Source organism: Cobetia sp. AM6 (genome assembly GCF_009617955.1).
Lineage (GTDB): Bacteria > Pseudomonadota > Gammaproteobacteria > Pseudomonadales > Halomonadaceae > Cobetia > Cobetia amphilecti.
The window spans coordinates 3,370,506-3,382,166 of sequence record NZ_AP021868.1; the positions used below are offsets into that span (position 1 = coordinate 3,370,506).

Here is an 11,661-nt window from a genome sequence, read left to right on the forward strand (position 1 = left end):
GTCGGAATCTTCGTGCTGGAACCGGACACTGCGCCGCCAGTAGAATGGCAGACATGTCATGAACATTGCTCCATAATGCGCTGCTCCCCCGCCGCGGTGTAACCGACAGGATATTTCCATGCCCCTCCGCCTTGCCTCCATCGGATTCCGGTCCGTCCCTGCACGCCTCACGGGAGTGCTGGCCACAGTACTGCTGGGTGCCGCCGCACCGGCAGCGGCCGACGTGCCCTACACCATGGATGCCGAAGGACGCGTGGTACTGGCCAACGGCAAGCGCTTCGCTCCCGAAGCACTGGGCATGACTGCCGCCCAGGCCCGCGCGGGCGCCATGAGCCAGGCTGACTGGCGCGAGCTGGCGGCCTCTGCACCGGGCACGGCGGACGGCGTCGAGAGTGACCCGCGTACCGAGCAGGTCTTCCTCTCCAACCGCGAAGACGCGGATTACGACCGCTACTCGGCGGAAGCGGCCGAGACCGAGCAGGCACAAGGCCAGAGCGTCGATGCGCCCCTCGATGAAAGCCTAGCCCAGCAGCGCGCCAAGGAGCGTGTCGTTCTTGAGAACGACGCCGAGAAGAATCCGCTGGCCATCACCGCCTACAAGCGCAATTACCTGCTGCCCTGGGCCTACAACACCAACCCGGATGCCAACGGCTTTGCCGAAGTCACCCAGGAAGGCGAGGTGGACAAGACCGAGGTGAAATACCAGCTCAGCCTCAAGGTCGAGCTGATGGACGACATCTTCGGTGACAATGGCGACCTGTTCTTCGCCTATACCCAGCGCAGCTGGTGGCAGGCCTACAATTCCGATGCCTCGGCGCCGTTCCGCGAGACCAATTACGAGCCGGAAGCCTTCCTGCAGTTCGACAATCGTTATGAGCTGTTCGGCTGGACCAATACCCGCAACCGCATCGGTTTCGCGCATCAGTCCAACGGCCGTTCCGACCCGCTGTCGCGCAGCTGGAACCGCGTCTATGCCGACATGATGTTCCAGAACGGCGACTGGGCCATCGCGGTCACGCCGCACTGGCGCGTGCCGGAGGAGTCCGACGAGGACGACAACCCGGACCTCTACAACTACATCGGCTACGGCGACATCACGGTCGGCTATACCTCCGATCAGCACGAAGTCACCTGGATGGTGCGTGGCAACCCCTCCAAGGGCAACTACGGCAACCAGCTCGACTACTCCTTCCCGCTGTTCGGCAAGGTACGTGGCTACGTGCAGTACTACCACGGCTACGGTGAGAGCCTGATCGACTACGACCACAGCGTGAATCGCTTTGGCCTTGGCTTCTCGATCAATACCTTCTTCGCCGGCTCGCCAGAGACCTGATCAAAGAGCGCTGATCAAAGAGCGCTGATCAAAGAGCTCTGATCAAAGAGCTCTGATCAAAAAGTTCTGATAAAAGAACTCGCACGACCCTCCTGCAACGGGCAGCCCAGGCTGCCCGTCTTGCCATCTGCCCTCCGTATGCACCGCCCTCATGTGGACCGCCCATGTGGACCGCCCATGTAGACCTAGTGGCACGTCCATGATCCAGATCATGCCTCCCGCACGTGACATGGCGATATCGTGCTCTATGCGTGTCTTGCCCTTGTGTTTGTCGCGTTCGACCCCCACGACTTGTGCATGACCACGCAAGACGCGTCATGACGACGTGCTGACGATGCTTGCAGAAAGTCTCGTGCAAGTGGATTCAGGTCATGCCCTGCCGCCTGCGGCGCCCCAGGGAAGAGAGAGTTCGAGAGTCAAGCGCAGACAACACCGCGCTCACCATTCGCGAAATCTGATTCGACATACGGGAAGGAGTTACACCATGGCTATGCAAAAGATCGGCGATCACACCACTTCCGCGACCGGTGCCAATACCGACCAGCTGAAGGAAGATCTGCGCCATCTGTCCCAGACCGTCGAGGAACTGCTGCACGCCTCGGCTGAAGATTCCCGCGAGAGCATGAAGGAAGCCCGCGCCCGCGCCCAGACTCGCCTGGAAGCCACCCGCGCCCGCCTCAGCGCCCAAGGCGATCGCCTCGCCGCCGGCGCGCGCGAATCCGTGGACTGCGCTGACCGCTACGTGCACGACAACCCGTGGACCAGTGTCGGTATCGGCGCGGCCGCCGGTGTCGTCGTCGGCATGCTGCTTGGCCGTCGCTGATGCAGGAGCAAGGGCCGGTTGAACGCGTACTTGGCGCCATCCGACGTCTGACTGCGAGCCTGGTCGAGAGTGGCGAGACGCGCTTGCGTCTCGCCGTGCTGGAGCTCGAGGAAGAGCGCGAACGGCTGTTCGTGATGCTGTTGCTGTCGGGTATCGCCCTGATGCTGATCTGCTTCGGCATCGGCCTGGCGATCCTGCTGGTGGTCGTGGCCTTCTGGGATACCCACCGCCTGCTGGCCATCGCCCTGAGCGGCGGTATCCTGCTGGCATTGGGGGGATTGATCGCCTGGCGCGTCAAGGTGATCGCTTCCCAGCGCAGCCTGCTGCGTTCCACGCTCAGCAACCTGAGCCGTGACAGCGACAGCCTCAAGGATGTGCGTGCCGACGCACTGGAACGCCAGCGCCAACGCGAAAACCTTTGATGCCCCGCCTGCCAGTGCCTGCCAAGGAGGCGAGATGAGTTCTTCCAGACAGTCCCTCGCGCGACGCGAGCCGGCGCTGCCCCCCGTACAGGGGAACGGACGCCGGTCAGCACATCCGCGTGACGCTCGGCGTGCGGAACTCGAAGCACGCATCAGTCAGCAGCGCCTCGATGTCAGCCATGCGATGCGCGAACTCAAGGAGGCCACCGCCCCCATCGACCGCGGCTGGGCCAAGGTCCAGCAATACCGCGGCCCGTTGGTGCTGGTGGGCGGCCTGATCGCGGCGCGGGGCGGGTTCCGGCCAAAGAAGGGCCTGAGCCTGCTCAAGCGCGGGCTGATGAGCTGGGTGATGATTCGCCGTCTGAGAATATTGTTCGACAAATGATCACGGCAATACAGCGAAAGCCCCGCCACCTGGGATTCAGGTGACGGGGCTTTTTTTCGTCATTGCGACGTGTCGTTCTGTTAACCCTGCCGCGATCAGGCGCTGCGGCTGTCACGCTTGAGCAGATACACGCCCAGATAGAGCACCGCGAAGATCAGTCCCAGCACGGCGGCGGCGCCGAAGACGTTGCTGCCGTCACCGGGCAGGAATTCCAGGAAGGACGTCAGGAACTGTCCCAGGAAGATCGCCATCGTCAGGTAGGAGAGATTGCGACCGCGCACCGAGGTGTGGCTGCGCTCCACCGTCATGTGGTTGAGCAAGGGGATCGAGAAGCCGAAGCCCATGCCGGACAACACGGCACCGACGCTCATCAGCGTCATGTTCTCGGCCTGCTGGAAGAGGAACAGGCTGCCGGCATAGAGCAGGAAGGCCAGCACCAGCGTCGGCATCTCACCCAGGGCACGCGACACCTTCGGCATCAGCATCGCCGCGACCACCGCGACCAGCGAAATGCCCGCCAGGAAGATACCGGTGGCCGCTTCATCCAGCCCCAGCAGATTCAAGCGCATCGGCAGCATGACGATGGCGGTGAAGAACAGCGTCAACGAGATGGCCGCGGCCAGGTAGACGCTGGTCAGCGAGGAGGACAAGGCCTCACCGCCGGCATTTCCGCTCTCCTCGGCAGGCGCTTCAGGCGACTGCTTCGGCACCATCATCCACAGCATGGCCAGCAGTACCCAGGCCAGCAGATAGAGGGCGAAGGGCCACTGCCAGGCGATACCCGCCAGCACACCACTGACGAACAGGAAGATCACCCCGCCAAGCTCGATGGACATGCCCTGCTGGGCGATCATCGCCAGACGCGCATGGCCGTGATACCACTCGGAGATCAGCGTGGTGCCGCCCGCCATCACCACGGCGGTCACGCCGCCGAGCAGAATGCGATCGGCGAACACGACGACGGTGCCTTCCAGCAGTGCGCCGCCCGCGCCCAGCACGCCATACAGGAACAGCCCGCCCACCAGCGAGCGATAGGCACCGACACGATCGATCATGCGCCCGGCGATGGGCGCGAACAGCACGGCGCCCAGCGACGGCAGGGTAATCAGACAGCTGGCATGGCTCTCCACCTCAAGCGCCGAGGCGATGCTCAGAAGCCCCGGCGCGACCACGGTTCCCACCATGATGGTCAGACAGGCGATGGCCAGCAGCGTGAAACGGCCGCCGGCAGAAAGCGGTTGTGAGGGTCCGCGCGTATCCTGCGCGGCCACTCCACTCGTTGATGTCGTCATATTGGCTCCACTCGAATTCAGAACCCTCCTGTCAGCCGCTACGCGCCCCGCCTTCTCGCTTGCTTGCGTGCTTGCGAGGCAAAGCCAGCGGCAAGCAGCAAGAGACAGGAGACAAGGCGAGACGGCAGAGACTGACGAAGGGAGGTTTGGCAGGCCTTCAGACTAGCGAGTGCAGGCTTATAATAGAAATGACAATACTTGATATGACTTATACTGACTGAACATCAATCAGCCACGAGGGCCGGCATGGAACTCCGCACACTGAAAACCTTCGTCTCGGTGGCGACGCACAGAAGCTTCTCGGCTGCCGCCCGCGAGCTGCATACCGTGCAACCCGCCATCAGCCGCCAGATCGCCGATCTCGAAGCCGAACTGGGCGTCAGCCTGCTATGGCGCAATACGCGGGAAGTGAAGGTAACGGCACCGGGGGAGGCATTGCTGGAAGAAGCGCAGCGCATGCTGGCGCTGGAGGCTCAGGCACGCAAGCGCGTGGCGATGGCTGCCAGCGGCCAGACCGGCACACTGCGCATCGGCTACATGAGCTCGGCCTGCGCAAGCTTCGTGCCCGGACTGATGCGCGACTTCGCCAGTGACCATCCCGAGGTCAGCCTGTCATTGCATGAGATGAGCGCCCAGCAGCAGCTGGATGCCTTCGCGCGTGACGAGATCGACATCGGGCTGTCGCGCCCGCTTCCCGGCGAGCAGCGTGACAGCCTGACCGCCCTGGCAGTCTACGAGGATAGGCTGATGGCGGTGGTGCCCGAGGGGCATCGTCTGGCGCACCGCAAGCGTCTGGCCCTCAGCGAGCTTGCGCAGGAAGATTTCGTGCTGTTTCAGCGCGGGCAGGCGACGGGGCTGTTCGATCAGATCATCAGTGCCTGCGGCGATGCCGGCTTTTCGCCGCGCATCCAGCGCCAACCGGCCCTGATGCAGACACTGCTCAGTGAGGTGGCGGCGGGACTGGGAGTCGCCATCGCGCCCGGCTGCATTCGCCGCCTGCAACGTGATGGCTGCCAGTTCATTCCCCTGCGCCCGGCACTCGGCGCGGTACCGCTGGAGCTTCACTACCCGACCACACCGGTCCGCCCGGTGATCGAGGCCTTCGTCGCGCTGGTCGAGCAGCGCCTGCCCGCCATCCGCCAGCAGATGGCGTGAGCGCGAGTAGTGGCGAGAAGGTGCTGGTCAGCAGTTCAGCCCGCAGGCCACCGCCGAGGACCACGCCCACTGGAAGTTGTAGCCGCCAAGTTCCCCGGTGACATCCAGCACCTCGCCGATGAAGGCCAGCTGCGGCAGATCGCGCACGCTGAAGTCCTTCTGCGAGATGGCATCGGTGACCACGCCGCCCATGGTGACTTCTGCGGTGCGCCAGCCTTCGGTGCCCGCCGGCTTGAGCTGCCAGTGATTGAGCGCCTTGGCCAGCTGCTCGAGACGCGCGTTGGAAAGCTCGGCGAGGCTGCGCTCGCTGATGCGACCGGCATCGGCGTCCTGCCACTCGACCAGCGACTGGGCGAGGCGCTTGGGCAGGCGCTCGCCAAGCCAGGGGCCGATCTGGCGCTTGGGATGCTGCTCACGCAGAGCGAGCAGCTCGGCGTAGGCATCCACGCCCGGCAGCAGATCGATGTCCAGCGGCTGACCGGGTGTCCACCAGCTGGAGGCCTGCAGCATCGCCGGACCGGAAAGCCCGCGATGGGTAATCAGCATCGGTTCGCGATAATGGCCCTTGCCGGCGGTGACGCTGACGTCACAGGCAAGCCCTGACAGCGGCGACAGACGCTCCTTCCACTGCGAAGTCAGCGTGAAAGGCACCAGCGCGGCGTAGGTATCGGTGACCTCGAGCCCGAACTGGCGCGCGATGTCGTAGCCGAAGCCGGTCGCGCCCAGCGTCGGAATCGACATGCCGCCGGTGGCCACCACCACGCGCCCTGCCGTGTGCGTACCATTGCTGGTCTCGACCCGCATGCCCTCGCCCGCGCGCTCCAGCGAGGTGATGCGCGTACTCAGACGAATCTCCGCTCCGGCCCATTCACACTCCGTCATCAGAATCGCCAGCAGATCCTTGGCGGAATCGGCACAGAACAGCTGTCCCGGCTTCTTCTCGACGTGCTCCAGCCCATGGCGCTCCACCAGTTCCAGGAAATGGTGCGGCGTGTAGCGCTTGAGCGCCGAGATGCAGAAATGCGGATTGCGTGAGAAGAAGTTGGCTGGGCCGGCATCCAGATTGGTGAAGTTGCAGCGCCCACCGCCGGACATCAGGATCTTCTTGCCGGCCTTGTTGGCGTGGTCCAGCACCAGCACGCGCTTGCCCTGATAGCCTGCCGTGGCGGCACACATCAGGCCTGCCGCGCCTGCGCCGATGATGATGACGTCATATGTGGCCATGCGGGACACTCCGTGAAGCGAAGAAAGGAAAGGAAATCGGCTGTGCAGACACACGCGGGCCGGCATTCTACCAGAAGCCTGCCGCAGCCAGCGGCCGGAGATGGGAAACAAGACACCCCCACCGTCAGAGACGATGAGGGTGTCTTGTCAGACCGGACAGACTAGCCAGTCACGGCGTGTCTCAGACGATGACGCCCTGGCTGCGCAGGTAGTCGTCGTAGGTGCCGGAGAAGTCGACCACGCCATCGGCCTTCAGCTCGATGATGCGGGTGGCCAGCGAGCCGACGAATTCGCGGTCGTGGCTGACGAAGATCAGGGTGCCCGGGTAGTTTTCCAGCGCGAGGTTGAGTGCCTCGATGGATTCCATGTCCAGGTGGTTGGTCGGCTCATCCATCACCAGCACGTTGGGCTGCTTGAGGATCAGCTTGCCGAACAGCATGCGGCCCTGCTCGCCACCGGAGATGACCTTGACCGACTTCTGGATGTCGTCATTGGAGAACAGCATGCGACCCAGGGTGCCACGCACGACCTGCTCGCCGCCGCCGGTCCACTGCGCCATCCAGTCATAGAGGCTCATGTCGTTGGCGAAGTCATGGGCGTGGTCCTGCGCGTAGTAGCCGACGTCCGCGGCATCGGTCCACTTCACTTCACCAGCGTCCGGGTGCATCTCGCCGACCAGGGTGCGCAGCAGCGTGGTCTTGCCGATGCCGTTCGGGCCGATGATGGCAACACGCTCACCGGCGGCGACCGTGAAGCTGAAGTTCTCGAACAGGGTGTTGCCGTCGAAGCCCTTGGAGAGCTTGTCGATCATCACCGCGTTGTTGTGGACCTTCTTGGTCTGCTCGAAGCGGATGAACGGGCTGACGCGTGAGGACGGCTTGATCTCGTTGAGCTGGATCTTGTCGATCTGCTTGGCACGCGAGGTCGCCTGCTTGGCCTTGGATGCGTTGGCGGAGAAGCGGCTGACGAAGGACTGCAGCTCGGCGATCTGCGCCTTCTTCTTGGCGTTGTCGGCCTGCAGCTGTTCGCGCGCCTGGGTGGCGGCGGTCATGTACTCGTCGTAGTTGCCCGGGAACAGACGCAGCTCACCGTAATCCAGGTCCGCCATGTGGGTGCAGACACTGTTCAGGAAGTGACGGTCATGCGAGATGATGATCATGGTGCTGGAACGTGCGGTCAGCACGCCTTCCAACCAGCGGATGGTGTTGATGTCCAGGTGGTTGGTCGGCTCATCGAGCAGCAGGACGTCAGGATCGGAGAACAGCGCCTGTGCCAGCAGCACGCGCAGCTTCCAGCCCGGCGCGACTTCACTCATCGGCCCCAGGTGCTGTTCGATGGGGATATCGAGGCCCATCAGCAGCTCACCGGCACGCGCTTCGGCGGTGTAGCCATCCAGCTCGGCGAATTCGACCTCGAGGTCGGCAACCTTCATGCCGTCTTCCTCGCTCATCTCCGGCAGCGAGTAGATGCGGTCACGCTCGGCCTTGACCACGGCCAGACGCTCGTGACCCATGATGACGGTGTCGAGCACCGTGTATTCCTCATAGGCGAACTGGTCCTGACGCAGCTTGCCCAGACGGATGTTGGGCTCGAGCATGACGTGACCACCGGACGGCTCCAGATCGCCACCGAGAATCTTCATCATGGTCGACTTGCCGCAGCCGTTGGCGCCGATCAGGCCGTAGCGATTGCCACGCCCGAACTTGGCGGAGACGTCTTCAAACAGCGGCTTGGCACCGAACTGCATGGTGAGATTGGCGGTAGAGATCACGAGGGAATATCCGTTTGAAATGAAAAAGGTGGGCGGTGACGAAGCGTCACGCTGGCGCCGGGAAATACGGGGAGCCGCAAAGGCCTGGCAGGCATCAGCCGCGGAAGAAGACTTCCAGCAGGTGATAGCCGAACTTGCTCTTCAGCGGCCCCTGCAGGGTATTGAGCGGCCCCTTGAAGATGGCGCGATCAATGCCGCCGACCATCTGGCCGGGGCGCACTTCGCCCAGGTCACCGCCCTGCTTGCCGGAGGGACAGGTGGAGTGCTTTTTCGCCAGTTTCTCGAACGGCTGGCCGCGCTCCAGTGACTGCTTGAGACGCTGCGCCTCGGCCTCGGTCTTCACCAGAATGTGGCGTGCCATGGCAATACGAGCCATCTCATGTCCTCTTGCAGGCGGAATCGGTCTTGCCTCACACCATCTCGTGCCCCGGGCATCCCGGAGGCGGGCCCGACGTCACCCGAGCACACCACTGACGAAATGACAGCCGTCATGACGCGAGATCAGGCGTTCGGGGAAGAGGTGACAGGCGATGGGGTGAGTCTGAAGGCGGGCATGATAACAGCTCAGGATGACAGACGCTGCAGTGCAAGCTCGATAGCTCGCTCAGAAACGCGAAAAGCCCGCATCGTGAGATGCGGGCTTTTCTGAATCTGGTGGAGGAGGAGGGATTCGAACCCTCGAAGCCTTTCGACTTACACACTTTCCAGGCGTGCTCCTTCGACCACTCGGACACCCCTCCAGATCAGTGCTCTCATTGGTCACCCGACTGCGTCGTGTTTCCCTTGAGAACGCGGCGTATATTATCGATAACCTTCGAGTGGCGCAAGCCTTTTTTCCAAAAACTTTCAGATAGATAGCGTCAGCGCTCTCGCCCTACGCTCCACCCTGCGCACTGGGCCGAGACCGCACTCATCGTCACGGCCCCAGCACCACGTAATCGCCGCGGGCCTCGAAACACAGTCGCGGAGCGGACTGCCCTTCGACCTGACACCACAGCTGCTGGGTCAGCGACAGTCGCGCTCGCCGCCCTGCCGCCAGGCGCTCGCCCACCACGTCCAGCGCTGCCATGTCATCCGGTGCGCAGATGATGTGATAGTCGCCACTGACCGGGGCCAGAAACCGCTGACTGGCCTGCGACACCACGATATCGCGCTGGATACCGCGAGCACGCAGCCAGAGCGTCAGCCAGCTCCAGCCACACAGGGTCGCCTCGAGACTCATGGCACCGCCGAAGGCGGTGCCCTTGTCATTGAGATTGGGCGGCAGACGCAGGTGCCAGCTCAGCTGACCCGTCGCACGCTCGGGCTCTGACCACTGCATCTCGACAAGCCCCAGATGAGCGGCCAGCGGGATCGCCTGCGTCAGCCAGCCACGAAACCGTGACAGGTCGTCGCTGACCGGCGCCGCGAGACTGCCCGGCTGCCCCTGCGCATCACGCGGCAGAGGCAACGGTGGCCAGGCCTCATCACTCAGGCGCGACGGCTTATTTCGCGTCTCACTCACTCAGCGTCTCTCTCATCAAGGGCTTCGCTCAGCGCCTCTCTCATTCAGGCCCTCGCTCAGCGCTTCTCATCAAGGGCCTCGCTCATTCAGCGTTTCACTGCCAGCGTTCGACGAAGTCGGCACTGTTGCGGTTCGGCAATGGCTTGAGGCGCCCGCCCGGAGTACCGAGGTAGAGGAAGCCGACCAGCTCATCCTGCTCGCCCATGCCCAGCCCTGCGTGCACGATAGGGTCAAAGGCGTAGCCACCGGTGCGCCACATACCACCGAGCCCTTGGGCCTGAGCGGCATACAGCATGGCGTGAGCGGCACAGCCGGCACTGACCACCTGCTCGACACGCGGCACCTTGGGGTGGTCCGGCGTGACCCTGGCGATCACCGCGATCACCATCGGCGCACGCAGCGGCTTCTTGCTGGCAGCGGCCTGGGCGGCCTCGTCACCGGCCGGCGACTTGTTGCGCTCCGCCTCGGCGAACAGCTCGCCAAGGCGCTCAAGCCCGCCACCCGTGAATTCGATGAAGCGCCAGGGCGTCAGCTCGGCGTGGTCCGGCGCGCGCAGGGCGGCCTGGTAGATGGCCTCCATCTGCTCAGCGCTCGGGGCCGGCGCCATCAACTTGCCCATGGAATTGCGTTCATGCAGTAACGTCAGCGCGTCCATCGTCTCTCCTGTCACAGACTTAAGATAAGAATGATTCTCACACTAGCATGTCGCCGGTACGCCGTCTCATCACTCGCTGCTATCTATCTGATTGGCAAGACGCTACCTGATTGCCAAGGCGCTATCTGGTTGGCGAGGTGACAGAGACGACTACTGCCGAGAGAGACGCAGCGGCAGACTGGCGCGGGCCTCGGCCTCGAGATCCGCCGTGGCTCGCCACGGGCTGATATCCAGGCCACCACGCCGCACATAGCGCGCCATCACCAGCAGAGACTCGGGCTTCACGCGCGCCATCAGGTCGACGAACAGGTGCTCGACGCAGTGCTCATGGAAATCCTGGTGCTGGCGATAGCTGATCAGATAGGCCAGCAGGCGCTCGCGATCGATACGCGGGCCGCGATAACGGATCCACACACTGCCCCAGTCCGGCTGACCGGTGACCGGGCAGTTGGACTTGAGCAGATGGCTGTGCAGGTCTTCGCTGACGATGTCGGCGTCATCGGCGCTGAGCAGCTCCGGCGACGGCGTGTAGTGCTCGACGCTGATCGGCAAGTCATCGAGGCACTCTCCCGGCAGACGCCCGACGTCCAGCTCGCTATCGTCCAGTTCCAGCAGGCACACCTCGACCGGCGCCCCGGCCGCGGCGGCGAGGTCACGCTCCAGCGTTGCCTGCACCGCTGCCTGATCGGGGAAACGGCTCTGATTGAGACTGTTGAGATAGAGCTTCCAGGACTTGGATTCGATCAGGTTCGGCGAGGCTGCCGGCAGGCGAAAACGGGCCACGCGTACCCACGGCTTGCCGGCCTCATCCAGCCAGGAGACTTCAAAGGCGTGCCACTCATCCTCACCGACGAACGGCAGCGCCGCGTCATCGATGCCGATGGGGCCACGGTTGGCCGCCCGCGCGATGGGGAACAGCAGGCTGGCATCGTAGTACTCGGGATAGGCGGACTCTCGCCCGAGCGGGGCATCCTTGAGGGTCTCGGGGCGCGCCTCGTCGGGCACGTTGACGGCAGTGGGGTGAGCCATGACAGCACTCCAGTGAAATAGGCCAATAAAGCATCGATATCAGGGGCGCAGACAGCAGAACGCCGGCA

12 protein-coding genes and 1 tRNA gene are annotated in these 11,661 nt (G+C 63.7%); 5 read left to right on the plus strand and 8 right to left on the minus strand.

Going from position 1 to position 11,661, the window contains the following annotated elements; translation table 11 throughout:
- Window positions 1-118: 118 nt before the first annotated feature.
- The 4 genes from CLAM6_RS14145 to CLAM6_RS14160 all read left to right on the plus strand — a co-directional run bounded on the left by CLAM6_RS14145 (window position 119) and on the right by CLAM6_RS14160 (window position 2,963).
- On the plus strand, window positions 119-1,333 hold the full coding sequence (locus CLAM6_RS14145; protein WP_242007686.1) for a phospholipase A: 1,215 nt from the start codon (window positions 119-121) through the stop codon (window positions 1,331-1,333).
- Window positions 1,334-1,817: 484 nt separating this feature from the next.
- Window positions 1,818-2,156, plus strand: a complete 339-nt coding sequence (locus CLAM6_RS14150) for a DUF883 family protein (protein WP_082388358.1) — start codon at window positions 1,818-1,820, stop codon at window positions 2,154-2,156.
- Window positions 2,156-2,578: a phage holin family protein gene (locus tag CLAM6_RS14155; RefSeq protein WP_043333873.1), complete on the plus strand. Its 423-nt coding sequence runs from the start codon at window positions 2,156-2,158 to the stop codon at window positions 2,576-2,578. Before CLAM6_RS14150 ends, CLAM6_RS14155 begins: the two co-directional genes overlap by 1 nt.
- A 34-nt stretch (window positions 2,579-2,612) precedes the next feature.
- Window positions 2,613-2,963 (plus strand): YqjK-like family protein, encoded by a 351-nt coding sequence (locus tag CLAM6_RS14160; RefSeq protein WP_052384593.1) that lies wholly within the window; start codon window positions 2,613-2,615, stop codon window positions 2,961-2,963.
- 95 nt (window positions 2,964-3,058) lie between these two features.
- Here the strand turns inward: CLAM6_RS14160 and CLAM6_RS14165 are convergent, their stop codons facing one another.
- A complete protein-coding gene (locus CLAM6_RS14165) occupies window positions 3,059-4,255 on the minus strand; it encodes an MFS transporter (protein ID WP_153636449.1) in 1,197 nt (398 codons plus the stop codon).
- A gap of 246 nt (window positions 4,256-4,501) precedes the next feature.
- Here CLAM6_RS14165 and CLAM6_RS14170 point away from each other — a divergent pair, with 246 nt between their 5' ends.
- On the plus strand, window positions 4,502-5,410 hold the full coding sequence (locus CLAM6_RS14170) for a LysR family transcriptional regulator (protein WP_107336115.1): 909 nt from the start codon (window positions 4,502-4,504) through the stop codon (window positions 5,408-5,410).
- 27 nt (window positions 5,411-5,437) lie between these two features.
- Here the strand turns inward: CLAM6_RS14170 and CLAM6_RS14175 are convergent, their stop codons facing one another.
- From CLAM6_RS14175 to queF, 7 genes are all read right to left on the minus strand, one after another.
- Window positions 5,438-6,634, minus strand: coding sequence for an NAD(P)/FAD-dependent oxidoreductase (locus tag CLAM6_RS14175; RefSeq protein WP_153636450.1), 1,197 nt, complete (start codon window positions 6,632-6,634; stop codon window positions 5,438-5,440).
- Between the two features lie 181 nt (window positions 6,635-6,815).
- Window positions 6,816-8,405, minus strand: a complete 1,590-nt coding sequence (locus tag CLAM6_RS14180) for an ABC-F family ATPase (RefSeq protein ID WP_043333876.1) — start codon at window positions 8,403-8,405, stop codon at window positions 6,816-6,818.
- A 94-nt stretch (window positions 8,406-8,499) separates the two neighbouring features.
- Window positions 8,500-8,781 (minus strand): peptidylprolyl isomerase, encoded by a 282-nt coding sequence (locus tag CLAM6_RS14185; protein ID WP_043333877.1) that lies wholly within the window; start codon window positions 8,779-8,781, stop codon window positions 8,500-8,502.
- A gap of 276 nt (window positions 8,782-9,057) precedes the next feature.
- Window positions 9,058-9,145 (minus strand) — tRNA-Ser (locus CLAM6_RS14190).
- A gap of 176 nt (window positions 9,146-9,321) precedes the next feature.
- A complete protein-coding gene (locus CLAM6_RS14195) occupies window positions 9,322-9,909 on the minus strand; it encodes a YiiD C-terminal domain-containing protein (protein WP_242007687.1) in 588 nt (195 codons plus the stop codon).
- 94 nt (window positions 9,910-10,003) lie between these two features.
- Complete coding sequence (locus CLAM6_RS14200) at window positions 10,004-10,564, minus strand: NAD(P)H nitroreductase (RefSeq protein ID WP_054555640.1); 561 nt, start codon at window positions 10,562-10,564, stop codon at window positions 10,004-10,006.
- A gap of 150 nt (window positions 10,565-10,714) precedes the next feature.
- Window positions 10,715-11,593, minus strand: coding sequence for an NADPH-dependent 7-cyano-7-deazaguanine reductase QueF (queF, locus tag CLAM6_RS14205; protein WP_153636451.1), 879 nt, complete (start codon window positions 11,591-11,593; stop codon window positions 10,715-10,717).
- Window positions 11,594-11,661 lie beyond the last annotated feature (68 nt).

Coding starts and splice junctions, on each gene's coding strand:
- CLAM6_RS14145 (WP_242007686.1), top strand. CDS start 119: ATGCCCCTCCGCCTTGCCTCCATCGGATTCCGGTCCGTCCCTGCACGC.
- CLAM6_RS14150 (WP_082388358.1), top strand. CDS start 1,818: ATGGCTATGCAAAAGATCGGCGATCACACCACTTCCGCGACCGGTGCC.
- CLAM6_RS14155 (WP_043333873.1), top strand. CDS start 2,156: ATGCAGGAGCAAGGGCCGGTTGAACGCGTACTTGGCGCCATCCGACGT.
- CLAM6_RS14160 (WP_052384593.1), top strand. CDS start 2,613: ATGAGTTCTTCCAGACAGTCCCTCGCGCGACGCGAGCCGGCGCTGCCC.
- CLAM6_RS14165 (WP_153636449.1), bottom strand. CDS start 4,255: ATGACGACATCAACGAGTGGAGTGGCCGCGCAGGATACGCGCGGACCC.
- CLAM6_RS14170 (WP_107336115.1), top strand. CDS start 4,502: ATGGAACTCCGCACACTGAAAACCTTCGTCTCGGTGGCGACGCACAGA.
- CLAM6_RS14175 (WP_153636450.1), bottom strand. CDS start 6,634: ATGGCCACATATGACGTCATCATCATCGGCGCAGGCGCGGCAGGCCTG.
- CLAM6_RS14185 (WP_043333877.1), bottom strand. CDS start 8,781: ATGGCTCGTATTGCCATGGCACGCCACATTCTGGTGAAGACCGAGGCC.
- CLAM6_RS14200 (WP_054555640.1), bottom strand. CDS start 10,564: ATGGACGCGCTGACGTTACTGCATGAACGCAATTCCATGGGCAAGTTG.
- queF (WP_153636451.1), bottom strand. CDS start 11,593: ATGGCTCACCCCACTGCCGTCAACGTGCCCGACGAGGCGCGCCCCGAG.